The 25,018-nt window shown below is 66.4% G+C and carries 27 protein-coding genes and 1 tRNA gene; 14 read left to right on the forward strand and 14 right to left on the reverse strand.

Features of this window, described 5'->3' with window-relative positions:
* Positions 1–7 precede the first annotated feature (7 nt).
* The 5 genes from I603_RS11465 to I603_RS11485 all read right to left on the reverse strand — a co-directional run bounded on the left by I603_RS11465 (position 8) and on the right by I603_RS11485 (position 5,262).
* Positions 8–1,366 carry a DUF58 domain-containing protein gene (locus I603_RS11465; protein ID WP_068865184.1) on the reverse strand — a complete coding sequence of 453 codons (1,359 nt, stop codon included), beginning with the start codon at positions 1,364–1,366 and terminating at the stop codon, positions 8–10.
* Between the two features lie 4 nt (positions 1,367–1,370).
* A complete protein-coding gene (locus I603_RS11470) occupies positions 1,371–2,327 on the reverse strand; it encodes an AAA family ATPase (protein ID WP_068865480.1) in 957 nt (318 codons plus the stop codon).
* Positions 2,328–2,349: 22 nt separating this feature from the next.
* Positions 2,350–3,606, reverse strand: coding sequence for a DUF4350 domain-containing protein (locus I603_RS11475; protein ID WP_068865186.1), 1,257 nt, complete (start codon positions 3,604–3,606; stop codon positions 2,350–2,352).
* Entirely contained in the window at positions 3,603–4,307 is a 705-nt protein-coding gene (locus tag I603_RS11480; protein WP_068865189.1) for a hypothetical protein, read from the reverse strand. The genes I603_RS11475 and I603_RS11480 overlap by 4 nt, the downstream gene beginning before the upstream one ends.
* Positions 4,308–4,368: 61 nt before the next feature.
* Positions 4,369–5,262, reverse strand: coding sequence for a prephenate dehydratase (locus I603_RS11485; RefSeq protein ID WP_068865191.1), 894 nt, complete (start codon positions 5,260–5,262; stop codon positions 4,369–4,371).
* A gap of 119 nt (positions 5,263–5,381) precedes the next feature.
* On the opposite strand from I603_RS11485, the gene I603_RS11490 reads away from it, so the two are divergent.
* Entirely contained in the window at positions 5,382–6,074 is a 693-nt protein-coding gene (locus I603_RS11490; RefSeq protein WP_068865193.1) for a c-type cytochrome, read from the forward strand.
* Between the two features lie 50 nt (positions 6,075–6,124).
* Here the strand turns inward: I603_RS11490 and I603_RS11495 are convergent, their stop codons facing one another.
* A complete protein-coding gene (locus I603_RS11495; protein ID WP_068865195.1) occupies positions 6,125–6,790 on the reverse strand; it encodes an RlmE family RNA methyltransferase in 666 nt (221 codons plus the stop codon).
* The gene (locus I603_RS11500) at positions 6,787–8,028 is read right to left on the reverse strand and encodes a Ppx/GppA phosphatase family protein (protein WP_068865197.1); all 1,242 of its coding nucleotides are present in this window, start codon (positions 8,026–8,028) and stop codon (positions 6,787–6,789) included. Before I603_RS11500 ends, I603_RS11495 begins: the two co-directional genes overlap by 4 nt.
* 187 nt (positions 8,029–8,215) lie before the next feature.
* Between I603_RS11500 and I603_RS11505 the strand changes: the two genes are divergently transcribed.
* From I603_RS11505 to I603_RS11515, 3 genes are all read left to right on the forward strand, one after another.
* A tRNA-Gln gene (locus tag I603_RS11505) sits at positions 8,216–8,289 on the forward strand.
* Between the two features lie 95 nt (positions 8,290–8,384).
* Complete coding sequence (locus tag I603_RS11510; protein ID WP_068865199.1) at positions 8,385–9,260, forward strand: LOG family protein; 876 nt, start codon at positions 8,385–8,387, stop codon at positions 9,258–9,260.
* On the forward strand, positions 9,241–9,780 hold the full coding sequence (locus tag I603_RS11515) for a GNAT family N-acetyltransferase (protein ID WP_068865201.1): 540 nt from the start codon (positions 9,241–9,243) through the stop codon (positions 9,778–9,780). The genes I603_RS11510 and I603_RS11515 overlap by 20 nt, the downstream gene beginning before the upstream one ends.
* On the opposite strand, the gene thiD is transcribed toward I603_RS11515, so the two are convergent.
* Both thiD and I603_RS11525 read right to left on the reverse strand, forming a co-directional pair.
* Positions 9,777–10,598: a bifunctional hydroxymethylpyrimidine kinase/phosphomethylpyrimidine kinase gene (gene thiD / locus I603_RS11520; protein WP_068865482.1), complete on the reverse strand. Its 822-nt coding sequence runs from the start codon at positions 10,596–10,598 to the stop codon at positions 9,777–9,779. The genes I603_RS11515 and thiD overlap by 4 nt on opposite strands.
* Positions 10,599–10,722: 124 nt before the next feature.
* Entirely contained in the window at positions 10,723–13,542 is a 2,820-nt protein-coding gene (locus I603_RS11525) for a valine--tRNA ligase (RefSeq protein ID WP_232305365.1), read from the reverse strand.
* Between the two features lie 95 nt (positions 13,543–13,637).
* Between I603_RS11525 and I603_RS11530 the strand changes: the two genes are divergently transcribed.
* From I603_RS11530 to I603_RS11545, 4 genes are read left to right on the forward strand one after another with little or no spacing between them, the layout of a single operon-like run.
* Positions 13,638–14,750 carry an ABC transporter permease gene (locus tag I603_RS11530; RefSeq protein WP_068865203.1) on the forward strand — a complete coding sequence of 371 codons (1,113 nt, stop codon included), beginning with the start codon at positions 13,638–13,640 and terminating at the stop codon, positions 14,748–14,750.
* A 3-nt stretch (positions 14,751–14,753) separates the two neighbouring features.
* Entirely contained in the window at positions 14,754–15,560 is an 807-nt protein-coding gene (locus tag I603_RS11535) for an ABC transporter ATP-binding protein (RefSeq protein WP_068865204.1), read from the forward strand.
* A gap of 51 nt (positions 15,561–15,611) precedes the next feature.
* Positions 15,612–16,559, forward strand: a complete 948-nt coding sequence (locus I603_RS11540; protein WP_068865207.1) for an MlaD family protein — start codon at positions 15,612–15,614, stop codon at positions 16,557–16,559.
* Between the two features lie 11 nt (positions 16,560–16,570).
* Entirely contained in the window at positions 16,571–17,191 is a 621-nt protein-coding gene (locus tag I603_RS11545; RefSeq protein WP_232305366.1) for an ABC-type transport auxiliary lipoprotein family protein, read from the forward strand.
* Here the strand turns inward: I603_RS11545 and I603_RS11550 are convergent.
* The 5 genes from I603_RS11550 to crcB are packed head-to-tail and all read right to left on the reverse strand — an operon-like array spanning position 17,188 to position 20,411.
* Positions 17,188–17,889: an ATP12 family chaperone protein gene (locus tag I603_RS11550; RefSeq protein WP_068865487.1), complete on the reverse strand. Its 702-nt coding sequence runs from the start codon at positions 17,887–17,889 to the stop codon at positions 17,188–17,190. The genes I603_RS11545 and I603_RS11550 overlap by 4 nt on opposite strands.
* Positions 17,889–18,119, reverse strand: coding sequence for a hypothetical protein (locus I603_RS11555; RefSeq protein ID WP_068865211.1), 231 nt, complete (start codon positions 18,117–18,119; stop codon positions 17,889–17,891). Before I603_RS11555 ends, I603_RS11550 begins: the two co-directional genes overlap by 1 nt.
* A complete protein-coding gene (locus I603_RS11560; RefSeq protein WP_068865213.1) occupies positions 18,116–18,784 on the reverse strand; it encodes an HAD-IA family hydrolase in 669 nt (222 codons plus the stop codon). The genes I603_RS11555 and I603_RS11560 overlap by 4 nt, the downstream gene beginning before the upstream one ends.
* Positions 18,781–20,001: an RluA family pseudouridine synthase gene (locus I603_RS11565; protein WP_068865215.1), complete on the reverse strand. Its 1,221-nt coding sequence runs from the start codon at positions 19,999–20,001 to the stop codon at positions 18,781–18,783. The genes I603_RS11560 and I603_RS11565 overlap by 4 nt, the downstream gene beginning before the upstream one ends.
* A complete protein-coding gene (gene crcB / locus I603_RS11570) occupies positions 19,998–20,411 on the reverse strand; it encodes a fluoride efflux transporter CrcB (RefSeq protein WP_068865217.1) in 414 nt (137 codons plus the stop codon). The genes I603_RS11565 and crcB overlap by 4 nt, the downstream gene beginning before the upstream one ends.
* A gap of 231 nt (positions 20,412–20,642) precedes the next feature.
* Here crcB and rpsU point away from each other — a divergent pair, with 231 nt between their 5' ends.
* The 6 genes from rpsU (at position 20,643) to gatB (ending at position 25,016) form a co-directional block, all read left to right on the forward strand.
* The gene (gene rpsU / locus I603_RS11575) at positions 20,643–20,849 is read left to right on the forward strand and encodes a 30S ribosomal protein S21 (RefSeq protein ID WP_066772550.1); all 207 of its coding nucleotides are present in this window, start codon (positions 20,643–20,645) and stop codon (positions 20,847–20,849) included.
* 138 nt (positions 20,850–20,987) lie between these two features.
* Complete coding sequence (locus tag I603_RS11580; protein WP_068865220.1) at positions 20,988–21,572, forward strand: FKBP-type peptidyl-prolyl cis-trans isomerase; 585 nt, start codon at positions 20,988–20,990, stop codon at positions 21,570–21,572.
* A gap of 10 nt (positions 21,573–21,582) precedes the next feature.
* Entirely contained in the window at positions 21,583–21,885 is a 303-nt protein-coding gene (gene gatC / locus I603_RS11585; protein WP_068865223.1) for an Asp-tRNA(Asn)/Glu-tRNA(Gln) amidotransferase subunit GatC, read from the forward strand.
* Between the two features lies 1 nt (position 21,886).
* Complete coding sequence (gatA, locus tag I603_RS11590) at positions 21,887–23,368, forward strand: Asp-tRNA(Asn)/Glu-tRNA(Gln) amidotransferase subunit GatA (protein ID WP_068865225.1); 1,482 nt, start codon at positions 21,887–21,889, stop codon at positions 23,366–23,368.
* Entirely contained in the window at positions 23,365–23,523 is a 159-nt protein-coding gene (locus tag I603_RS11595; RefSeq protein ID WP_232305367.1) for a glutamyl-tRNA amidotransferase, read from the forward strand. The genes gatA and I603_RS11595 overlap by 4 nt, the downstream gene beginning before the upstream one ends.
* On the forward strand, positions 23,520–25,016 hold the full coding sequence (gene gatB / locus I603_RS11600; RefSeq protein ID WP_068865229.1) for an Asp-tRNA(Asn)/Glu-tRNA(Gln) amidotransferase subunit GatB: 1,497 nt from the start codon (positions 23,520–23,522) through the stop codon (positions 25,014–25,016). The genes I603_RS11595 and gatB overlap by 4 nt, the downstream gene beginning before the upstream one ends.
* Positions 25,017–25,018 lie beyond the last annotated feature (2 nt).

Consider the following 25,018-nt stretch of genomic DNA (forward strand, 5'->3'; position numbering starts at 1 on the left):
CCCAACCTCATCCGATCGTCTCGCTGTTCTTGATCAGCAGATAGCGGTCGATAAGCTGCGGGCCGATCTTGTTCCATGGTGCCTCAATCACGTCGATCCCCATGCGCCTGAGCCGCTGGAGCACCAACTTGCGCTGCTGGGCAAGGGTGTCTGCGGTCACGCTGCGGGCGAGTGTGGCGATGTCGGCAGCCGGGGCGGCGATGATCTCTTCGATCTCGGCATCGGCCATGGTGACGAACAGCACCAGATGCTTGTTCGCCAACCGTCCGAGGCTTTCGACCATCAGTTCGGCGGCGGTCGGATCGGTGAAGTCGGAAAACACCACCACCAGCGAACGGCGCCTGAGCCTGGCTGTGAGGGTGGCGAGAGCGAGCGTGAAATTGGGTTCGGTGCTCTCGTAGTCGAGCCCGGCAGCGGCGCTTTGCAGGCGGTGAAAGGCCCGCGCGTTGCCGATGAAGGGGGTCATCAGCTGCGGGCGGCGGGCAAAGCCGAACAGCGCACACTTGTCCCCGCCCTTGAGCGCCACATAGGCGCAGGTGAGCGCCGCCGACACGGCGCGGTCGATGCGCGGCAGGCCGTCGACCGGCTCGCACATCGCTTGCCCGCAATCAAAGGCGAAAACGATCTGGTTGTTACGCTCGCTCTCGTTCTCGCGGGCATAGAGGTGGTTGTGGCGCGCGCTGGCCTTCCAGTCGATGCGGCGGCGGTCCATCCCGGCCTCGTATTCGCTCAGCGCCTCGAACTGGGTGCCCTCGCCGCGGATGCGCCGGGCGATGAGGCCGGTCTGGGCGTTGCGCAGGAAGGTCTGGAGGTCTTTCGAGCGCACCGGCGACAGGTCGGGCCAGATGCGCACCGCCTCGCCTCGCTCCGTGCTGACCTGTCGCGCGCCAAGGCGGAGCGGGCCTTCCCAGCGCAGCCATGCGCGGGTGATGGCAGCAGTGCCGCGGCGGTCAGGGGTGACCGTGGTCTGCCCGCGCCACCCTGCGCCATCCTGCGCTGGTGCCAGCGCAAAGGTCACCCGTCCGCCAGGTGCAAGGCGCGGATCACATGCGAGCGCGGCTGTTACGCTTCCGCGCCTCCCGTCCGCAAAGCCCGCACTGGCCGCGACCGGCGTCGGCTGGCCGACTTCGACATCGGCAGGAGTGTGGATCTCCCATCCGGCGCTGCGTCCCGCCAGCGCCGCATCGATCACCACCAGCGCCAGCAGCACGCCTCCCAGCACCGGCGCTGCCACCCACGCACCGGGCGCGGTGGCGGCGATCACCAGCGCGACCGGCGCCAGCGCGGCCATGGCCCATGCTGCGCGCTCGGTCGGGACCAGCGGCAGGGCGGGCAGGCTGACAGAGGGAAGGCGCAGGCGGGCCATGAGCTTAGCGCGGCGCCTCGGTGCTCTCGACCAGCTCGGCGACCAGCGCCTCCATGTCGCGCCCCTCGATCTCGGCCGCAGGCGAGAGCGTCAGGCGGTGGCGCAGCACCGGCACGGCCAGCGCCTTGACATCGTCGGGGATGACATAGTCGCGGCCCTCCAGCGCGGCGCGGGCGCGAGCGGCTCCGGCCAGCAGCACGGCGGCGCGCGGGGATGCGCCGACAGTCAGTTCGCTATGTTCGCGCGTGGCGCGCACCAGCCGCACCACGTAAGACGTGATCTCGTCGGCGACGGTGACCTGCGACAGCGCCCCGGCCGCCGCCCCGATACCGGCCGCATTGGTAACCGCAGCGACGCCCAGATCAGCGGGACGCTGCGGCCCGCTTCTGCGGCCAAAGGTTGCGACGATCCGGTTTTCCTCCTCCTCGGCCGGATAGGGCACCAGCAGCTTGAACAGGAAGCGGTCGAGCTGGGCTTCGGGGAGAGGATAGACGCCCTGGTTCTCGATCGGGTTTTGCGTTGCGACCACCATGAAGCGTTCGGGCAGGTGGTGGGTTTCCCCGTCTAGCGTCACACGCCGTTCCTGCATCGCTTCGAGCAGTGCGGCCTGGGTTTTCGGCGGTGTGCGGTTGATCTCGTCCGCCAGCAGCAGGTCGCAGAAGATCGGCCCGCGGGTCAGGGTGAACTGGCTGGTCTGGAAGTTGAACAGGTTGGAGCCGAGAATGTCGCCGGGCAGCAGGTCGGGGGTGAACTGGATGCGCCCGAAATCAAGGCCCAGCGCGGTCGCGAAGGCATTGGCGAGGAAGGTCTTGGCAGTGCCGGGAGGGCCTTCCATCAGCACGTGGCCTTCGGAGAGAAGCGCGACCAGCAGCATATCCACCATATCGTCCTGCCCGACGATCGCCTTGGCGATCTCGGCGCGGATGGCATCGGCAAGCGCGCGCACGTCCGTAAGGCTCATGGTCATGGGTTCGTCTATCCTGTCACAGCTTGTAGGTCAGATCGTCGAGTGCCCGTGCGGCCTCGAGGATGTCGGCGGGTTTTTCGGCAGATTGCAGCCGCGCGGCGCGGCGCGAGAAGGGTTCCTCGTCCGGCAGGCGGCGGGCAAGCGCGGCATCGATGGCCGTTGGCTCGTGACCGGCCAGCCCCAGCCGGTCGGCCAGCCTGCGCCCGGCGAGCGTCGCATAGGGCGCGCCCAAGAGGCCGAAACGCTGCGCGCGCAGGATCAGGCCTGCGCCATTGGCGATCAGCCGCTCCTTGCCAAAGGCGATGCCCGGCCCGGCCTCGGCTGCGGGCGGACCGAAGCGCTGGAACGCGCGCCAGCCGATGATCAGCAGCGCCATAAGCAGGCACAGGGTCGCAGCGAGGAAAGGCGGGCGAAAGGCCAGCGTGAGCAGGTTCTCCGAGGCGCCGAAACCGTTGAGTGTCAGATCGAAGGTGATATCGGTGATGTCGCCGTCGTAGGCGGCATCGCGCAACAGCGCGAGCGCTGCCGCGGCGCGCGCTTCGTCGGCAAGGCCGTAATTGTTGAGAAGATCGGGCTCGGCCACGAAGGTCGTCCAATGGGCATCCTCGTAATAGGCGCTGCCTTCCTCGCCCAGCACGCGGATCGCCAGCCAGTGCCCGGCGGCATCGGCCACCAGCGGTTCGTGTAGCGCGTCCTCGTCGGTGTGGAGGATCGTGCGGGTCGGCAGTTCGCCCGACAGATTCAGCCCGTCCCAGCCCGCGCTCTCGTCCTGCCCCAGCACCTCGCGCTTGTGGGTGAAGCGGTAGGGTGCGGGCAGCTTGGAGGGCCATTCCAGTTCGTAGGCATCGCCGAGGATGACCCAGCCCGGCTTGAACTTGCTGCGAGCCTCGCGCGGGAGCTCCTGCGGCGGGCGCAGCGCGCTCCACTTGGGCAGGATGACCAGCGTCGGGCCGATATTCTCGCGCTTCTTCAGGAGTTCGCCCAGCTCTTCGGGATCTGTCGCGGGCGGCGGAGTAAGCACCAGCAGGCCTTCGGTCTCCAGTCCCGCGGGGCTGCGCGAGCGGGTGACGCTGTAGTCCGCTCCCTCGAGCAGGCGCACTAGACCGGCATAGCCATTGAGCCCCTTGCCCGCGGCATGGGCCTGCCCGTTGTTGCCGCCCCCGCCGAATGACGCGCCAGAGGCGATCAGCACGATCAGCGCGAGGAACAGCGCGAAACCCAGCGCCACCAGCGCCAGTGCGCCTCCGCGCGAAAAGGACGCACCACCGGTCATCCTGCCCGCCCGCCGGGATCAAGCCGGGCAAGGGCGAAATCGGCATAGGCTGCGCGCGCTGCTTCCCAATCGGCCCGGTCGAGCGCGCGCAAGGCGAACAGGCTTCGTTCGACCCGTTCGGCGATGATATGGAAAGCGGTGCGGGCGGCTTCGGGCAGGGCGGGCAGCGCGGCGAGTTCGCGCGCGGTGCTGGCCGGTTCGACCCAGTCGGGGCGTGCGGCGGCGATCTGCCCGACGCTGCGCTGCAGCAGCAGCCGGGCGGCCTCGTCGAAGCGTTCTTGCGCGGCGAGTGCATCGGCATCTTCGAGCAGCGCAAGGCTGGCGGCGCGTTCGGGCTGCCATTCGGGCTGCTCATGGGCGGCGGTCTGGCGACGGCCTCCGGCCCATGGACCGAAGGCGCGCACCAGTTGGAGCAGCACAAAGCCAGCCACCGCGGCGAGCAGGACCCATTGCAGCCACCACCACGAAGCGCCCAGCAATTGCCCGAGCGGAGCAAAAAGTTCGGCAAGAAAGTCATAGACCGCCGCCAGCATCCGTTCGAACCAGTTCGGTTCGGGGGGCGTGATCTCGGGGATGTCGACCGGCGCGAATTGCAGGTCGCCGTCATCGCGCAGCCGCTGCCATGCGGCAGCATCGAAGGCGGAGGATACGCCTGAATCTTGGGCGGATTCGGTCGGAAGGGTCTCAGCCGCTGCGGTCATGCCTGCGCGGTGGTGGCATGGCGCGCGGGCAGGCGCAACCGGGAAACCGCCTTGCCGCCCTTTACCCCCGCGCGCGGGCCTGCCCGTAGGTGCCGAGGATACGCAATTCCTTGGAATGGAACGCGCATTCCTCAAGCGCCCGGTCGACAGCCGGATCGCCCGGCGCACCGATGATGTCGGCGTAGAACATCGTCGCGGAAAAGCTCGCGCCGATCTGATAGCTTTCCAGCTTGGTCATGTTGACCCCGTTGGTCGCGAAGCCGCCGAGTGCCTTGTATAGCGCAGCGGGAATATTCTTCACCTCGAACACGAAAGTCGTCATCACCGGCTTGCCCGCCAACGCTTCGGGGGCGAGGGGGGCAGCGGCCAGGATCACGAAGCGGGTCATGTTGTCGGGGCTGTCCTCGACGTTGTGTTCGATGATCTTCAGGCCGTAGAGGTCGGCGGCAATCGCAGGGGCGATGGCCGCGACCGTGGGATCGCCGCGCTCGGCAACGAAGGCCGCCGCACCCGCCGTATCGGCATGGCTGAGCGGCACGATGCCTTTTTCGCGCAGGTAGCGACGCGATTGGCCCAATGCCTGCGGGTGGCTGTAGGCTGCTTCGAACGGGCCTTCACCCAGGGCCATCAGCGCGTGATGGATCGGCATGAAGAATTCACCGACGATATGCAGTCCGCTTTCTGGCAGCAGAAAGTGGATGTCGGCCACGCGGCCGTGCTGCGAATTCTCGATCGGGATGATCGCATGACCCGCGCGCCCGTCCTTCACCGCATCCAGCGCATCCTCGAAGCTGAAACAGGGCAGCGGCAGCAGATCCGGCCGCGCCTCGGTCGCGGCGCGGTGCGAATTGGCGCCGGGCGAACCCTGGAGGGCGATGGCGCGCGCGGGATCGACGGCTGCGGCCGCACGCATCCTGTCGACGATTTCGAGAGCGGGGCCGGGAAAGGATCGCATGATGGGAAGGCTGCTAGAGCCACCGGAGCCAAGCGGCAAGCCTGCTTGCAAAAGGTGCAAGAATTCGTGCCACGATCGCCCTTGCGTGTGCGAACAGCCGCCACTATGGGCGAGCCGCAATGACTCAGGACACTCCTTCGCAAGCTGAAGCTGCAGGCCAGACCGGCGGCGGCGATCTGTTCAATACCGCCGCAGGCTGGGTGCTGTTCGCGGGCGTCGTCGGGCTTGGCCTGTCGATCCTGTCGGGCAAGTATTTCCACGGCGACAAGCCGGAGCGTCCCGAACAGCTCGGTTATGTGATCGAAGGTGCGGTGGAAGAAACCGCCGGACCGGCGGAAGTCTCGATCGCCGAAGCGTTGAACGCGATGCCGGTGGCCGATCTGGTTGCTGCGGGCGAGAAAGCCTACGCCAAGTGCCAGAGCTGCCACTCGATCGCCGCGGGCGGTGCCAACGGGGTCGGTCCGAATCTCCACGGCATCATGGGCGCAAGCGTGGCGGCCAAGCCGGGCTTTGCCTATAGCGGCGAATTGCAGGCATTGGGCGGCCAGTGGGACTGGGAAAAGATGGACGCCTGGCTCAAGAACCCCAAGGCCTATGTGCCTGGCACCAAGATGGGATTTGCCGGCTTGTCCAAGGTCGAGGATCGCGCCGCGATTGCCGCCTATCTCAACGCACAGGGCTCGAACCTGCCGCTCCCGGCCTTCACGCCGGCCGCTGCCGAGGAGGCTCCCGCCGACGCTGCGCTTGCAGAAGAAGCCGAGGCCGTGGCGGAAGCCGAGGCCGGCACCGATCCGGTTGCCGCGACCGAGTAATCTTGTCGCCCGGGTGCTACCCCGACATTGCCGATCAAGCGAAGGACGGGTTATCCCCGCCCTTTGAATTTCTGCGCCACCACATACCATTCGGACGAACCCTTGCGGCTCGCCGGAGGCTTGGCGTGCTTCACGCTGGCGAAGTGCTGCTTGAGCAGGTTGAGCAGCTCGGTATCGGTGCCGCCCGCAAGCACCTTGGCAACAAAAGCGCCGCCAGGTGCAAGATTATCCACCGCGAACCACGCCGCCGCCTCGACCAGACCCATGGTGCGCAGGTGGTCGGTCTGTTTGTGTCCGACGGTGTTGGCGGCCATGTCCGAGAGCACCAGATCGGGCGTTCCGCCCAGTGCTTCGGCCAGCATCGAGGGAGCCTCGTCGGCCATGAAGTCCATCTGGAAGATGGTAACGCCCTCGATCGGATCGACGGCAAGCAGGTCGATTCCCACCACCTCGGCCTTGGGCGCCTTCTGGCGCACCACCTGCGTCCAGCCACCTGGCGCGATGCCGAGATCCACCACCCGTTCGGCGCCTTTCAGGAGGCCGAACTTCTCGTCGAGCTCGATCAGCTTGTAGGCCGCGCGGCTACGATAGCCATCGGCTCTGGCCTGCTTGACATAGGGGTCGTTGAGCTGGCGTTCGAGCCAGCGCACTTGAGACGCGGTGCGCCCGCGCGCGGTCTTGACCCGCTTGCCGGGGGTCTTGGCGCCGCGGCTCACGAGCCAGCCTGACCGGAGCGTTGTTGCTGGAGCGCGCGCAGGGAATGTGCGGAGCGCCGCTCGGCCGCCATCAGGCTTCTGAGGATGCCCTCGCGGATGCCGCGGTCGGCCACACCCAGCCGCCGCGCGGGCCACAGGTCGAGTATCGATTCGAGGATCGCGCATCCGGCGACCACCAGATCGGCGCGGTCCTGCCCGATGCAGGGCAGTGTGCTTCGCTCGTAAGGGGTCATCACCGACAGCCGCGCGCTGATGTCACGCATTTCGGTGGCGGGAACGATCAGCCCGTCTACCGCCTTGCGATCATAGCTGGGCAGTTCGAGATAGAGGCTGGCAAGCGTCGTGACCGTGCCACTGGTACCGAGCAGGCGAATATCAGAATGGCGCGCTGCATGGGCGACTCGCATCGCGAAGGGGGCGAAGCTTTCGGAAACCAGTCGCCGCATCTCGGCATAGCGCGCCGCGCGCGCCGCTTCGCCTTCCTCGCTGCGGCCGACCGTGTCGGTAAGCGATACGACACCCCACGGCACGCTCTGCCAGTCGAGAATGCGCGGTACGCGGCTTGCCTCGGGCCCGCCCGCCTCGACCAGCACCAGTTCGGTCGATCCGCCGCCGATGTCGAAGATCATCGCCGGCCCTTCGCCCGCCTCGAGCAGGATGTGGCAGCCCAGCACCGCAAGGCGCGCTTCTTCCTCGGCGCTGATGATGTCGAGCGCGATGCCGGTCTCGCGCCGCACACGTTCGATGAAATCGGGGCCGTTTTCGGCTCTGCGGCAGGCTTCTGTCGCGACCGAGCGGGCGAGGCGGACATTGCGGCGCTGGAGCTTGTCGGCGCAGATTGCCAAGGCGGCGAGCGTGCGTTCCATCGCCTTGTCCGAAAGGCGCCCGCTTGTCGCCAGCCCCTCGCCAAGCTTCACGACGCGGCTGAAGGCGTCGATCACGGTAAAGTCGCGGCCAGAAGGACGCGCGATCAGCAACCGGCAATTATTGGTGCCAAGGTCAAGGGCGGCATAGGCCTCGCCGGAATGGCCCGGACGCAGCGTTCCGATCGCGTCGAGATCATGCGCGGCGCGCGGACGGGAGACGGCGCCTGCGCCACTGCCCCGGCTGTCGAAGCCGTGATTGCGTTTGTCGGGCTGAGGGGCATGTTTGTAGCGAAAATCGGCTACCTTGCCGGACCTTGCGCCCCGTTTCTTGCCAGCCCTGGCATTCCTGTCCGGCGGCAGAGTGTCCGCCATGTCTCTGGTACTTTCAAATCACCATACGCGCAGAGCTTGCGCGCGGCACCTGCGGGCAAGCTAACGCAACCGCTGTCGCAGGGCAAGCGGGCGGGAAGGGCGCACGCAGCATGGCCTTGACCTCGCGCGCCTGCGAAACTAGTGAGCGCCCTCGCTTGAGGCCGCCGAATCCCGGCGCCCCGGCCAATGCCCCGTCGTCTAATGGCAAGACTACGGACTCTGACTCCGTCAATCGAGGTTCGAATCCTCGCGGGGCATCCAGCCACATCGCCTGAAACCTGTCCGCAATGTTCCATGTGAAACATTGCCAAAGCATCACTATTGCGGGTCAACGGCACCCCTACTAGGGGTCTGGAATGACCGAAAAAGACCTGACGAACCGCAAGTTCTACCGCGCTGGCGAGGAAACCCGCTTTGCCGAGGGCGTGCCCGAGCGCACCCCGCAGACCGCGCATCCGGCCTACAAGCTGGCCTTCCGCGACACCGAATTCCTGCTGCGCGACGAATTGCGGCCGATCCGCTTCCAGCTGGAACTGCTGAAGCCCGAAATGCTGCTCGACGAGGCGCGGGTCGGCTCGACGCTGGTGATGTATGGTTCGGCCCGCATCCCTTCGCCTGCTCAGGCCGAGGCACGGATCGAGGCGGCGCAGAACGGCTCCGACTACGAGAAAAAGGTCGCCCAGCGTCTCGCCGAGAAGGCGAAATATTACGACGAGGCCTACAAGCTTGCCCGCATGGTGAGCGAGAAGGCGATCATCGAGGATGGCAAGCGCCAGTTCGTCGTCACCACCGGCGGCGGCCCGTCGATCATGGAAGCTGGCAACCGCGGCGCCTCGGACGCAGGGTCCGAATCGATCGGCCTCAACATCGTGCTGCCCCACGAACAGGCGCCGAACCCCTACGTGACACCCTACCTCAGCTTCCAGTTCCATTACTTCGCGCTGCGCAAGATGCACTTCCTGTTGCGCGCGCGGGCGGTGGCGGTGTTCCCGGGCGGTTTCGGCACCTTCGATGAATTCTTCGAGCTGCTCACCCTGATCCAGACCGGCAAGATGAAGCCGATCCCGATCATCCTGTTCGGCAAGGATTTCTGGACCCGCGTGATCGATTTCGAGGCACTGGCCGAGGAAGGCACGATTTCCAAGGCCGATCTCGACCTGTTCCAGTGGTGCGAAACCGCCGAGGAAGCCTGGGATTGCATCGCGGATTTCTATGAGCTCGCCCGCGACTGACAGCCCGATCATCCGAACCGGGCGGCTGGTGCTTCGCCGGGTGCGGCCCGAAGCGGACTTCGCCGCGATGCACCGCCTGCTGTGCGATCCGCAGGCCATGGCCTACTGGGCCACGCCGCCGCACGAGACCGAGGCCGAGACCCGCGATTGGCTGGCAGCGATGGCTGCGACCGCGCCCGAAGAGGGCGATGATTTCATCATCGAATATCAGGGGCGCGCGGTCGGCAAGGTCGGGTTCTTCCGCTTTCCCGACATCGGCTACATCATCGACCCGGCGCTGTGGGGGCAGGGGTTGGTGGCCGAGGCGCTGGTGCCTGTCATCGCGCGGGCCTTTACACTGCATGGACAGGAGCGGATCATTGCCGATGTCGATCCGCGCAACACCGCCTCGATCCGGCTTCTCGGGAAGCTCGGCTTTGCCGAAACCCATCGCGCCGAACGGACCATGTTGATTGGCGGCGAATGGTGCGATTCGGTCTATTTCGCGCTGTCGCAGGAAGATTGGCTGGCGCGCGCCTAATCCAGCCGCCGGACCGCGTGATGTCCCAGCGGGCCATTGCCCGCGCCGAAGCCCGGAGCGGCCTCGATCGCCCGGATCACGAAGTTGCGACCCAGCCTGACCGCGTGCTCCAAAGGCTGGCCGTGGCCCAGCAGCGTCGCGATGGCGGATGACAGGGTGCAACCCGTGCCGTGAGTGTGGGGCGTGTCGATCCGGCGGTGGTCGAACTGCACCGCGCGCCCCTCTCCCGCGGCCGAGCCGGGGATGTAGAGCACGTCGATGATCCGCGCGTCCGAGGTGTGCCCGCCCTTGGCCAGCACTGCCGCGCCGGTCAGGTGCGACAGCTCCTCGGCCGCCTCGACCATCTCGGCACTCGTGGAAAGCTTGCGGCCCAGCAAGTGGCCGAGTTCGGGCAGGTTCGGCGTTATCAGTGCGGCGCGCGGGAACAGGCTCTCGCGCAAGGCGGCGATGGCCTCGGGATCGATCAGCGCCGCGCCGCTGGTCGCGATCATCACCGGATCGACCACCACGGGCGCGGTCACACCCTCCAGCGCGCGGGCGACATGGGCGATGATGTCGGCATCATGCAGCATCCCGATCTTGACCGCATCAACCCCGATGTCGGTGATACAGGAGGCAATCTGTTCTGCCACCATGTCGCCCGCCATCGGCGCGATGGCCTGCACCCCCACCGTATTCTGCGCTGTTACCGCGGTGATCGCGGTCATGCCGTATCCGCCGAGCATGGCGATGGTCTTGAGGTCGGCCTGAATGCCCGCACCGCCCGAGGAATCGGAGCCGGCGATGGCGAGGATGCGAGGTGGGGGGCGCGTCGTCATGCCAAGCTCCATAGCAAGCTCACCGGCAAGGCGGGACGGTTTTTCGGGGCGGGCAGACCGGCAGGAGACAGGGGCGATTGGGAAAACCTTCCCTGCTGGCTTCGGCCCGCGCGGGGACGGGGGACTACCCCAGCCGTGCCAGCGCGGCGGTCAGCCGTTCGACCTCGCCGGAGTGGTGGGCGAGATCGGCACGCGCCTTCTCCACCGCTTCCGGCTTGGCCTTTTCGGCGAAGGCGGGGTTCGACAGGCGGCCTTCCAGGCTCTTGGCCTCCTTCTGGGAGGCTGCCAGCGCCTTTTCGAGCCGCGCCTTTTCGGCCGCGATGTCGACGATCCCTTCGAGCGGGATCACGAACACGTCCTCGCCTGCGGTCACCTGCATCGCCGGGCCAGCGGGCGGATCGCCGATGGTCACCGGGGTCAGGCGCGCAAGGCGTTCGATCGCGGCGCTGGAGCGCTCAATGGTGCGCGCCGCCACGTTCGAAGGTGCCGCCAACCATGCCGCCAGCTTCGCCCCCGGTGCGATGCCGAGTTCGTTCTTCGCGCTGCGGGTGCTGGTGGTAAGGTCAATCACCCAGTCGATCGCGTCGGTCGCTTCCTTGCTGACTTCCGCCTCCGGCTTCGGCCACTGCGCCACGATCAACTCATACGGACGCTCGCCCAGCTTGTGCCACAGCTCCTCGGTGATGAAGGGCATGAAGGGGTGGAGCATGACGAGGATCTGGTCGAGCGCCCATCCGGCGACGGCGCGGGTCTCGATGGCGGGCGGGCTGTCGGCGTCGCCTGCGAAGACCGGCTTGATCAGTTCCAGATACCAGTCGCAGAACTTGCTCCATGTGAACTGGTAGATCGCATTGGCCGCCGCGTCGAAGCGCAGGTCGGCCATCGCGTTCTCGATCGCGGTGACGCATTGCTGCACCTCGCCGATGATCCACTGGTTGGCGGCAAGGCGCGCTAGCGGAGCCTTGATCGTGTCGGACGCCCCGATGCCGTTCGACTGGCAGAAGCGCGCCGCGTTCCACAGCTTGGTGGCGAAGTTGCGGTATCCCTCGACCCGCTTTTCATCCATCTTGATGTCGCGGCCCTGGCTTTCCATCGCCGCCATGAAGAAGCGCAAGGCATCCGCGCCGTACTGGTCGATGAGGCCGAGCGGATCGACCACATTGCCCTTGGACTTCGACATCTTCGCCCCGTCGGCCGCGCGCACGAGACCGTGGAGGTAGAGCCTGTCCCAGGGCTTTTGCCCCATATTGTAGAAGCCCATCATCATCATCCGCGCATCCCAGAAGAACAGGATGTCGAAGCCGGAGATGAGGAGCGAGTTGGGGAAGTGCTTCGCGAGCAGCGGCGCGTCGCCTTCGGGCCAGCCGAGCGTGGCGAAGGGCCACAGCGCGCTGGAGAACCACGTGTCGAGCACATCCTCGTCTTGGCGAAGGGCCACGCCTTCGCCAGCCTGCTTCTGCGCTTGTTCGGCATTTTCGGCGACGTAGATATTGCCCTCGGCATCGAACCACGCCGGAATGCGGTGGCCCCACCACAGCTGGCGGCTGACGCACCACGGCTGGATGTCGTTCATCCAGTTGAAGAAGGTCTTCTCCCAGCTCTTGGGGACGATCTGGATCTCGCCGGTCTGCACCGCCGCGATCGGCTTCTTCGCCAGTTCCGCCGCGTTCACATACCACTGGTCGGTCAGCATCGGCTCGATCACCACGCCGCCGCGGTCGCCGAAGGGCTGCATGATGACCTTGTCTTCCACCTTGATCATCAGGCCTTCGGCATCGATGTCGGCGACGACGCGCTTTCTCGCTTCGTAGCGATCAAGCCCGCGATATTCGTCGGGCACGAGGTTGAGCGTATCGACTTCCTTGGCCGAGAATTCCGCCCCGGCGGCGATCTCGCGGGCGCGGGCGGCGCATTCGGCATAGGGCGCGCCGTCGCTGCGCATCGCCGCGACCTCGTCCATCAGCCGGTACATCGGGATGCCGTTGCGGGTGGCAACGCCGTAATCGTTCTCGTCATGCGCGCCGGTGATCTTGACCGCGCCCGAGCCGAAGTCTGGATCCGGGTAATCATCGGTGATGATCGGGATCAGGCGGCGGTGTTCCTTCGGTCCGACCGGGATTTCGCACATCATCCCCACGATCGGCGCATAGCGCGCATCCGAGGGATGCACCGCCACCGCGCCGTCACCCAGCATGGTTTCGGGACGGGTGGTGGCGATGGAAATGTAATCGCGCTCCTCTTCGAGCACGACGTTCCCTTCCGCGTCGCGCTCGACATATGTGTAGGTCGCGCCATTCGCGAGCGGGTATTTGAAGTGCCACATGTGGCCCTTCACTTCGCGGCTCTCGACTTCCAGATCGGAAATCGCGGTCTTGAGCTTGGGGTCCCAGTTCACCAGCCGCTTGTCGCGGTAGATCAGACCGTCGTTGTAAAGGTCAACGAAGGTCTTGATCACCGCAGCCGTGAAGTGCGGGTCCATGGTGAACTGCTCGCGGCTCCAGTCCATCGAGCAGCCCAGACGGCGCAGCTGGCGGGTGATGGTGCCGCCGCTTTCCTCTTTCCACTCCCAAACCTTCGCGATGAAATCCTCGCGCGTATAATTGGTGCGCTTGTCCTGCCGCTCTTCAAGTTGGCGTTCGACCACCATCTGGGTGGCGATGCCCGCATGGTCGGTTCCGACAACCCACAAGGCGTCCTTGCCCCGCAGGCGCTCATAGCGGATCACCACGTCCTGCAAGGTGTTGTCGAGCGCGTGGCCGATATGCAGGCTGCCCGTGACGTTGGGCGGCGGGTTGACGATGGTGAAGGCTTCCGCCTCGGGGCGCTCGGGCCGGAACAGGCCGTTCGTCTCCCAATGGGCATACCAGCGCGCCTCGATATCGGCGGGGTCGAAGGTGGTGGGCAAGGTCGTGTCGGTCGGGTTTGGCATGATGGGCCGCGCCATGCCAGCAGCGATGCTGCGATGCAATCATGCAAGCGCACGCCGCATGGCCCGAGAGCCTTGCCCGTGGCACAAAATCTCCCCATAGCTGACACCCGATGGAGAAATCCGCGCAATATTCGCTGGTAGAGGACGGCGCGGGCGGCCCCAGGCTGATGCTGTCCGGCACGCTTACGCTTGCCGCGATTGCTCCTCTCGAACGCGCGCTGCACACCATGCCCGGTCCGATCGCGTCGATCGACCTCTCAGGGGTCGAGGATATCGACACCGTCGGCGCATGGGTGGTGCTGCAATTCGCCCGTGCGCACGAGGCCGAGATTACCGCAGCCAGCGAGGCGGCACAGCGCCTGCTTGGCGCGGTCCGCGGGATCGAACCCGGCAGCGAAATTCACCCACCGCGTCTTCCGGCATGGGAGCGCGTGCCCGTGAAGCTGGGCGAGAAGGTCTATGCAGCCCGCGCTGGATTGTACGGCGTGGTTGGCTTTTTCGGGCAGATCCTGATTGGCGCGGCGAGCCTTGCGCGCAATCCCGCCCGCTTCCCGGTCAAGGCGCTGGTGCACCAGATGGAGCTGGTCGGCGTCACCGCCTTGCCGATCATCGGGCTGATGAGCTTCCTGATCGGCATCGTCATCGCCCAGCAGGGCGCGGTGCAGCTTGAGCAGTTCGGGGCCGAGGCGCTGACGGTCAATCTGGTCGGACGCATAACGCTGCGCGAACTGGGCGTGCTGATGACGGCAATCATGGTTGCCGGCCGTTCGGGCAGCGCCTTTGCCGCGCAACTGGGCACGATGAAGCTGACCGAGGAGATCGACGCGATGCGCACCATCGGCATCTCGCCGGTCGAGGTGCTGGTTATCCCGCGGATCATGGCCGCGACCTTCATGATGATCCTGCTGGGCTTCTATGCCTCGGTTGTGGCGATTGTCGGCGGTGCGGTGGTCGGCGAGCTTGCGCTGGGCATCCCGTTCTGGACCTTCCTTGCCCGCATCCAGGAAGTGGTGCCCACGCATGATCTGTGGGTAGGCCTCATCAAGGCACCGGTGTTCGGCCTGATCGTCGCGCTGGCCGGATGCTACCACGGGCTCCAGGTGCGCGGGAATTCCGAGGAAGTCGGCCGCCGCACGACGATGGCCGTGGTCTCGGCAATCTTCGCAGTGATCGTGCTGGATGCCTTCTTCGCGGTGTTCTTCACCGAAGTGGGCTGGGGGTAGGCGATGAGCGGTTCTGTCTCTTCTCCCGATGATGCACCCCCGATCGTGGTCGAGGGGCTTGGGATCCGGTTCGGCGATTTTGTCGTTCACGAGAATCTCGACCTGACCGTGCGGCGCGGAGAAATCCTTGGCGTGGTGGGGGGATCGGGCAGCGGCAAATCGGTGCTGATGCGCGCCATCATCGGCCTGCAACGCGCCAGCGAGGGGCGGATCGACGTGCTGGGGCATACCATCACCGGGGTCGACCTTGATCGCGGTATCGGCGTGCGCCGCCGCTGGGGCGTGCTGTTCCAGGGCGGAGCGCTGTTCTCGACGCTCACCGTGGGCGAGAATGTCGAAGTGGCCTTGCGCAAATACTACCCTGATCTCAGCCCCGAACTGCGACAGGAGATCGCTCGCTACAAGGTGATGCTTTCCGGCCTGCCCGAAAGCGCGGTGACGAAATATCCGTCCGAACTGTCGGGCGGCATGAAGAAGCGCGCCGGTCTGGCCCGCGCGCTGGCGCTCGATCCGGAATTGCTGTTCCTTGATGAACCGACCGCCGGGCTCGATCCGATCGGCGCTGCCGCGTTCGACCGGCTCACCCGCGAACTCAAGGAAACGCTGGGCCTTACCGTGTTCCTCATAACCCACGACCTCGATACGCTTTACGAGATCTGCGACAGGGTGGCGGTGATCGCCGAGAAGCGGATCATTGCGGTAGGTACCATCCCCGAACTGATCGCGACGGGCCATCCGTGGATCGAGGAGTATTTCAACGGCCCGCGCGGGCGGGCGGCGCGCGATTCGCATGCGCGGGCGAAAGGCTAGGGCGAGAGAATGTTGGACATTCACGCCCGCCGGGCTGCATAGGGAACGCACATGGAAACAAGAGCGAACCATCTCTGGGTCGGTGCGGTTACACTGGTGCTGCTGGCGGCGCTGGCGGCATTCATCATCTGGATCGCCCGCCTCGGCCAGGGCCAGCAGGACGAATACGACATCTTCTACGGGCAATCGGTATCCGGCCTTGCCAATGGCAGCCAGGTCTCCTTTGCCGGGGTGCCGGTGGGGCAGGTGACCGAAATCGCGCTGGCCAAGGGCAATCCCGAATTCGTGCGGGTGCGCATCAAGGTCAAGGACGACGTGCCGATCCTCGTCGGCACGCGTGCGACCATCGAGGCAAGCTTCACCGGGGTTTCGACCATCCTGCTCGACGGCGCGCGCAAGGGGGCGCCCGAAATTACCTGCAAGACCACCGCCTGCCCCGAAGGCCGGCCGGTGATCCCGCCCGGGCGCGGGGGCTTTGGAGAGATCGTCGCCAATGCGCCGCTGCTGCTCGAACGACTGGCAACGCTTACTGAGCAACTGAACACCATCCTCGGGCCGGAAAACCAGCAGGAGATTGCCGGGATCCTGAGGAACACCAACCGCCTGTCGAGCGGTCTGGCGGACGCGACCCCGGCGCTGGTCGCCAATCTCGAGGAATTCCAGACCACGCTCCAGGAATTCAACCAGACACTCGATTCGATCGAGCAGCTGACGCTCACCACCGAAAAGCTGGTCAATGACGAGGGCAAGCCGCTGGCCGCCGAACTGCGCGCCACGCTGCGATCGGCCAATGCGGCCGCCACCTCGCTTGCCGCTACGCTGGAGGATACCCGCCCCGCAGCAAGGCAATTGCGCGAAAGCACGCTGCCCAATGCCGAGGCGACCTTGCAGGACCTGCGCGCCACCAGCCGCGCGCTGCGTTCGATCACCGAAAAGCTCGAAAGCGAAGGCGCGGGCGCGCTGGTGGGCGGCAAGGCGCTGCCGGACTACAAGCCGTGAAGGAAATGGCCGTGACGAAAACAGGCATGACGAAGGTGGCTCTGCGCCTTGCCGCTCCGGCGCTGCTGGCGCTCGGGCTGGCGGGCTGCATCAGCCTTGGCGGGCCCCCGCCCGAGAGCCTGCTGACCCTTAGCCCGAGCACCCGCGCGCCTGCCGGAAGCGGTGCGACGGCATCGGACGATCGCAAGGTGATCGCCGTGCTTGCGCTCGACACGCCGGCCAAGCTCGACGTGTTGCGCGTGCCGGTGCAGGTGTCCGACACCGAGCTGGCCTATCTGCAGGAAGCCTTCTGGGTGGAAAAGCCCGCGCGCCTGTTCCGGCATTTGCTGGGCGAGACACTGCGGGCGCGCAGCGGCGGTGCGGCGCTGGTGCTGGACGGGGACGAGACCGTGGCGCTTGCCACCACCACCTTGCGCGGCACGCTGATCGACATGGGCTACGACGCGCCCACCTCTTCGGTGGTCGTGCGCTATGACGCGATCCGCGTCGATGCGCAGGGCAATGCCATTACCCGACGTTTCGAAGCGCGTGAAAGCGGGGTTCCCGCGCAGGCTCGCGCGGTGGGTGCGGCACTGAACCGGGCCGCCAACGAGGTCGCGGGCCAGGCCGCCGACTGGGCAGTGGGGAGCTAAACCCGAGCCAGCCGCGCAAAGCCGCAGGCGCGCAGGAAATCGGCCTCGCGCCGCGCCCGGCGTTCCTCGGCCTCTGCGTCGCGGCCCCACAGCTCTGCCTGCCATTCCTCTTCGAGACAGGCCGCCTGCCACAACGCCAGCGGGGCATCCTCGCCCTCGGCATCAAGCGCAGCCAGCGCGATAACCAGCGAGGCGGCGAGCTTGGCCATCGCCTCGACGCCTGCCAGCGCGAAGGGTTGGAGCGCGGCGAGCCGCGCCTTGAGGGCGGCAAGGCTTGCCGGTGGCTGCGGCCGGTGGAGCACGCCGCTCACCCGTGTAAGGCTGATACCATGGGCCGCTTCGAAACTGGCGAGCAGGGGCTCCCACATCTCCTGCTGGCGTGCGTGAAGTGGTTCGTCAGGGTCGGCGCGGTAACACAGCGTATCGGTTTCGGCATAGGCAATGAGGCCCTCGGCCACGGCAGCCGGCCCGGATGCAACGATGTCAATCGCGTAATCGGCCATGTCGCGCAGCGGCAGGCTTTGGGGATCGATTTTCTCGCCCTGCCGCCGCCATTCCGCCGCCAGCGCCTCGCCTAGCGCCCGCGTCGGCGCGATCTGCGGCCTACCGCCCACGGTCTTCACTGCGCGCGCGTCCAGCATCACCTGAAACCCGCCCGCGTTTTCCGCGAGCGTCACCTCGTTGTAGAACCGGCGGATCATCGGCGCGTGTTGCCTTGCGATGACCATCCGCGTGCAAGCAGGCGCGGGCCGAAGAAAAAGTCGAGCAGGCCCACCACGGCAAGGCTCACGCCGAGCCAATAGGGCGCGTCGATCACCCCGCGCGCGATGGCGAGGCCCAGTATCAGCATCGCCAGCCCGCCGACGCGCACCGCGTTCAGCACAAGGTAGCGATTGCGGGTCTGCGCGTCGTCCTGTCCGCGGCTCATGGTAGCGCCTCGGACAGGGCCGTTTCGAGCGCGGCGACGCTTTCGGCCACCGAAAGCGCCCCGCTCGCCATGAGTTCGGCGGGTGCATGATAGCCCCATGCGACCCCCACTGCGCGTACTCCAGCGCTACGAGCCATCAGCATGTCGAAGCTGGTGTCGCCAATCATCACTGCCTCCTGGCGTTCGGCGCCTGCCTCGAACAGCGCGGCCTCCAGCATCGCGGGATGCGGCTTGCTGGGGTGGCGATCGGCGGTCTGGAGCGATACGAACAGGTCGGCGATGCCGTGCGTCGCGAGACAGGCGGCGAGCCCGCGGTCGGACTTGCCGGTGGCGACCGCAAGGCTCCAGCCTGCATCGCGCAGGCCCGCCAGCAGGTCGGCGATGCCATCATACAGCGGCTCGTCGAGCAGGCCTTCTTCCCTCCGGGCGCGGAAGCTCGACTTGTAGAATTCGGTGACCGCGCGGGTCTGTTCCTCTCCGAGATCCGGCGCTAGCTCGCGCACCGCGACCGGCAGGCTGAGACCGACCATGCGCCGCACGAGCGACGGGTCCGGCGCGGCCAGCCCCGCGCGCGAAAAGGCGCGTTCCATCGCCCAGCAGACATCGGCCTGTCCATCGACCAGCGTCCCGTCGCAGTCGAACACGGCAAGACGGGTGCGGCTCACTTGCGGGGGCCTTTCGGCTTGATCCCCGGTTTGGGCTTGGGCTTGGGCTTGGATTTCAGGCCGGGCCTGGCCTTGCCCTTCTTCGCCGCCACCGTGCTGCGGGCGCGGCGGGGCGCGCGGGTTTCCTTGCGCGTCTGCTTGAAGTGGCGGCGGGCGGCCTGCTTTTTCTCCTCGGGCGTCTTTTCGGGCGTTTCCTCGCGCAGGGGCGAAGCATCCGACAGGGCCGGATCAAAGCCCAGCACCTCCATGCTCATGGCGAAATGCTGCGGCAGTTCGGCGGTGACGTCTAGCTTGCCGCCCCCCTCCTTGTTCTTGGCCCCCTCTCCCGCCTTGGGCTCGGTGATGATGAGGCGGCGCGCATGCAGGTGCATCTTGCGGCTGACCGCGCCGGTAAGGAAGGCATCCTGCCCCCCATACTTGCCATCGCCCACGATCGGGTGGCCGATTGCCGCCATGTGGACGCGCAGCTGGTGGGTGCGGCCGGTCAGCGGTTCGAGCTCCACCCACGCCGCGCGCTGGCCCGCACGGTCGACGACGCGATAGCGGGTCTTGGCCGCCGCGCCGTTTTCCTCGTCGATATGCATCTTCTCGCCGCCGGTGCCAGGCTGCTTGGCGAGGGGCGCGTCGATCACGCCTTCGGCCAGCTGCGGCACGCCGACGACCAGCGCCCAGTAGACCTTGCGCGCAGAGCGGCTGGCGAAGCGCTTGGAGAAACTCGCAGCAGCCCCCGGCGTGCGGGCGATCAGCAAGACGCCCGAAGTATCCTTGTCGAGCCGGTGGACGAGGCGCGGGCGCGGGGCATCGCTTTCGACAAAGGCATCGAGCAGCCCGTCGACATGCTTGGTGGTCTTGCTGCCGCCCTGCGTGGCAAGGCCGGGGGGCTTGTTCAGCACGATCGCGGTGGGCGTCTCGCGGATCACCATCTCGCGCGCCTCGGCGATCTGTTCGGGGCTGAGCGGGCGGGCGCGGGGGGCAGAGGGCTTGCGCTGCGCATCCTCGCCGCCGGGCGGAACCCGCAGCACCTGCCCGGCCGCCAGCCGATCTTCCGGCTTGGCGCGCTTTCCGTCGACCCGGATCTGCCCGGTTCGCGCCCAGCGCGAGACGGTCGCAAAGCCGACCTGCGGGAGGTTGCGCTTGAACCAGCGGTCGAGCCGGATTCCGTCATCATCCTCGCCAACGGTGAACTGGCGCACGTTGTCGGTATCGGTCCGGGTCATTGGACGCTCTGCGCGGCCACGAGGCCGATGATCATCGCCGCCATGCCTGCGACCAGCGAGGCTGCGGCATAGCCCAGCGCGAAGCCCGCTTCACCACGGTGAAGCATCGTCACCATTTCGGCGCTGAAGGCGCTGAAGGTGGTAAAGCCGCCGAGCACGCCGACGCCGATCAGCAACCGCATGGTCTCGGCAGTCTGGGCCGCGATACCGCCGCGCGCCAGCCAGCCCAGCAGCACGCCCATTGCCAGGCTGCCGGCGATGTTCACCGCCAGCGTTCCCCATGGAAAGCTGTTGCCCGCACCCGCCAGCCGCGCGACGCCAAGCCCGACCTGATAGCGCAGCACCGCGCCAATCGCGCCGCCGAGGGCGACGTTGAGGCTTGCGGATAGAGGGGAGAGTTCAGAGTTCATGGCCCCGCCCATAGCGAGGGCAGGGCGCTCTGCCTAGCGTGGGTCGCACCCCGCCCGACATACCTCGCGCGCTCGCGGCTTGCCTTTCGGGCGCTGTTGGACTATCGGGGCGCGGTTTGAAGGGCGGCTCCTGCTTGGGATTCGCCCGCGTTCCATTGGCAATACACCGCGCATCCCCGCGAGAATCGAGGCGGGCTATGGGCGTTTGAGGAAATGAGGTAGTCGTCACTTATGCAAATCATCGTTCGCGATAACAATGTCGATCAAGCCCTGCGCGCGCTCAAGAAGAAGCTGCAGCGCGAAGGCGTTTATCGCGAGATGAAGCTGCGTCGCCACTACGAGAAGCCCTCGGAAAAGCGCGCCCGTGAAAAGGCTGCCGCCGTGCGCCGCGCCCGCAAGCTCGAGCGCAAGCGGATGGAGCGCGACGGGGTCAAGTAATCCCGTTCTCAAGCGCTGTTTTCCTAGCGGAAGCCGCTTGAATACCTCTTTGCGATAAGCCATCAGGGCGCGGCTCATCCCCGCGCCCTTTTGCCGTGCAATCACGGCGCAGGTCGCGCCGTCACTCAGGACCACACCATGACCGAGATCACCCGCGTTCCGATCCAGCCCGTCGCCAAGGGCTCGCTGACCAAGCTATGGATCGGCGTCATCCTTGCCATCGCCGTGGGTGCGGGGCTCGCCTGGTCGGCGGTGCCGCGCGGGCTCGACGTCGATACCATCACTGCAGGTACCGGCCCGACGCCGCAGACCGGCGACGTCCTGTTCATCAAGTACAAGGGCAAGCTGGCTGCCGACGGCACGGTGTTTGACGAATCGCGCGACATCCCGCTGCCCGTCGAAGGCATCTTCCCCGAAGGCACACCCTTCCCGATCGAGGAAGGCGCGACCATCCCGGGCTTCTTCGAGGGGCTGAAGCAGATGCAGAAAGGCGGAAAATACACGCTCTTCATCCCCGCCGACATGGCCTATGGTTCCGAGCCGCCGCCGGGCGCGCCGATCCCGCCCAATGCCGATCTCGAATTCGAGATCGAGGTGATCGATGTGATGAGCCAGCAGACCTTCGAGCGCAATCTCTCGATCCTGCAACAAGCGATGCAGGGTCAGATGGGGCAGGGCGGTCCGGGTGGTCCGGTGGGTGCGCCGCCGGTGCCGGGTCAGTAAGGAGGCGCGCATGTCGGTCGACAAGGCAACCGTCGCCAAGATCGCGTCGCTGGCGCGCATCCGCATGGACGATGATGCGCTGGAACGGATGGTCCCCGAATTGAACGGCATCCTCCAGTGGGTCGAACAGCTGGGCGAGGTCGACGTGACCGGGATCGAGCCGATGGCGGCGGTGATCCCCAACACCCTTCGTCTGCGCGATGACGTGGTCGATGCCGATCCGCTAACCGGCGGCGGCAAGCAGGCCGATGTGCTCGCCAACGCGCCTGCTGCCGAGCATGGTTTCTTCGGCGTTCCGAAAGTGATCGAATAGCATGACCGACCTGACCTCTCTTGGTGTCAAGGACATCCGCGACGGCGTTCGTGGTGGCAGCTTCACCGCCCGCGAAGTGGCGGAAGCTTTCAATACCGCAGTGGCCGAAGCCGCCGCGCTCAACGCCTTCATCGTCACCACCCCGGATCACGCGCTTGCCGCCGCCGACAAGGTGGACGCGGCGCGTGCTGCTGGCGAGGAACTGGGCCGCATGGCAGGCGTGCCGATCGGCATGAAGGACCTGTTTGCTACCCATGGCGTGCAGACCACCGCTGCGAGCCACATTCTCGAAGGCTTCGAGCCTCGTTATGAATCCACCGTCTCGCAGAAGCTGTGGGACGCGGGCGCAGGGATGCTGGGCAAGCTCAACCTCGACCAGTTCGCGATGGGTTCGTCGAACGAGACGAGTTATTTTGGCAATGTCACCTCGCCGTGGAAGAAGGCCGGTTCCAACGCGGCCATGTCGCCCGGCGGGTCCTCGGGCGGTTCCTCGGCGGCTGTGGCTGCGCGAATTGCGCCTGCCGCGACCGGCACCGACACCGGCGGCTCGATCCGCCAGCCCGCGGCCTTTACCGGCATCTGCGGGATCAAGCCGACCTATGGCCGCTGTTCGCGCTGGGGCATCGTCGCTTTCGCCTCGTCGCTCGATCAGGCCGGGCCGATGGCGCGCTCGGTGGAAGATTGCGCGATCATGCTTGGCGCCATGGCCGGCTTCGATCCCAAGGATGCAACTTCGCTGCAGATGGACGTTCCCGACTGGGAAGCCGCGCTGAACAGCGACCTGCGCGGCAAAAAGGTCGGCATCCCGCGCGAATACCGGATGGCGGGCACCGATCAAGCGATCCTCGATTCGTGGGAGCAGGGCAAGGCGTGGCTGAAGGACGCGGGCGCGGAGATCGTCGACGTCTCGCTGCCGCACACCAAATATGCGCTGCCCGCCTATTACATCGTCGCCCCCGCCGAGGCATCGAGCAACCTCGCACGCTATGACGGGGTGCGTTATGGCATGCGCGATCTGCCCGATGGCGTCGGCCTGCAGGATATGTATGCCGCCACCCGCGCCGCCGGGTTCGGGGACGAGGTCAAGCGCCGCATCCTGATCGGCACCTATGTGCTCTCGGCGGGCTTCTATGATGCCTATTACACGCAGGCGCAGAAGGTTCGCGCGCTGGTGGCCCGCGATTTCGAGCGTGCCTTCGAGCAGTGCGACGTGATCCTCGCGCCGACCACGCCGACGGCGAGCTTCCCGCTGGGTTCGATGAACGAAGACCCGCTGACGATGTATCTGAACGACGTCTTCGCGGTCCCCGCCAGCCTCGCGGGCCTTCCCGCGATGAGCGTTCCGGCGACGGTCAACGCCGATGGCCTTCCGCTTGGGTTGCAACTCGTGGGCCGCCCGTTCGACGAACAGGGCGTGCTCGATGCGGGGCTGGCGATCCAGGAACGCGCGGGTTTCACCGCGATGCCGGACAAGTGGTGGTGAGTCTCGATACGCCGCTGCTGCTTGCCGGGATCGGCATTGCCCTTGCGGTGCCGGTGACCTTCATGGTCGCGAATTGGGTCAGGAAGAACGTCGATCACGGCGAGATGCGGTTCGGGCCGGATGGCAAGGTGATCGAGGACGAGGAAGTGAAATGAGCAACTACCGCATTCAGGGCGCTACCGGCGAATGGGAGGTCGTGATCGGCCTTGAAGTCCACGCGCAGGTGACCTCGAACTCCAAGCTGTTCAGTGGTGCGGCGACCGCGTTCGGGGCCGAGCCGAACAGCCAGGTCTCCCTCGTCGATGCCGCGATGCCGGGTATGCTGCCCGTGCCCAACCGCGAATGCATCCGCCAGGCGGTGCGCACCGGCATGGCGATCGAGGCGCAGATCAACGCGTGGTCGCGGTTCGACCGCAAGAACTACTTCTACGCCGACTTGCCGCAGGGCTACCAGATCAGCCAGCTCTATCACCCGCTGGTGGGTGAGGGCTCGTTGCTGATCGAGGCGGACGAGAAGGCGGGCATTCCCGAAGACAAGGTCATCGGCATCGAGCGCATCCACGTCGAACAGGACGCGGGCAAGCTGATGCACGATCAGCACCCGACCATGTCCTATGTCGACCTCAACCGCTCGGGCGTGGCGCTGATGGAGATCGTCTCCAAGCCCGACATGCGCTCGCCCGCGGAAGCCGGGGCCTATGTGAGGAAGCTGCGCAGCATCCTGCGCTATGTCGGAAGCTGCGACGGCAATATGGAAGAAGGCTCGATGCGCGCCGACGTCAACGTCTCGGTGCGCCGCCCCGGCGAGCCGTTCGGCACCCGCACCGAGACCAAGAACGTCAACTCCGTGCGCTTCGTCATGCAGGCGATCGAGCATGAGGCGATGCGGCAGGTCGATGTGCTGGAAGCCGGCGGCACGGTGGTGCAGGAAACCCGCCTGTTCGACCCCGGCACCGGCACCACGCGCACCATGCGCAGCAAGGAAGACGCGCACGACTATCGCTACTTCCCCGATCCCGATCTGCTGCCGCTGGTGCTGGAGGAGGATTTCCTAGCCGAATGCCGCGCCAGCCTGCCGGAGCTGCCCGATGCCAAGCGCAAGCGTTACGTCGAGGTGCTTGGCCTCACGCCCTACAACGCGCGTGAGCTGACCGCCGAGGTCGAAACCTTCGCCCGCTTTGAAACCCTGCTGGCCGAAACCGCAAACACCATTGGCAAGGTTGAACCCGAGGTCGCCACGCAGGTCGCCAACTGGTCGCTCTCGGTCGCGCCGGGGGTGGTCAAGGCGCTGGGCGACGAGGGTGATCCCGCCAATGCCACCGCAGCCGCGCAGGCGGCGATCCTCGCGATGCAGGACAAGGGCGAGATCAGCGGCGGACAGGCCAAGGAAATCTTCGAGATCGTGCTGAAGACCGGCCGCGATCCGGCCGAAATCGCCGAAGCCGAAGGTCTGAAGCAGGTCTCCGATACCGGCGCGATCGAAGCCGCGATCGATGCCGTCATCGCCGCCAATCCCGACAAGGTCGAGGACTATCGCGGCGGCAAGGACAAGCTGTTCGGTTTCTTTGTCGGCCAGGTGATGAAGGCGATGGCGGGCAAGGCCAATCCGGGCGTGGTCAACCAGCTGCTGAAGGACAAGCTGGGCTGAGG

This window comes from Erythrobacter dokdonensis DSW-74 (assembly GCF_001677335.1).
Classification (GTDB): domain Bacteria; phylum Pseudomonadota; class Alphaproteobacteria; order Sphingomonadales; family Sphingomonadaceae; genus Erythrobacter; species Erythrobacter dokdonensis.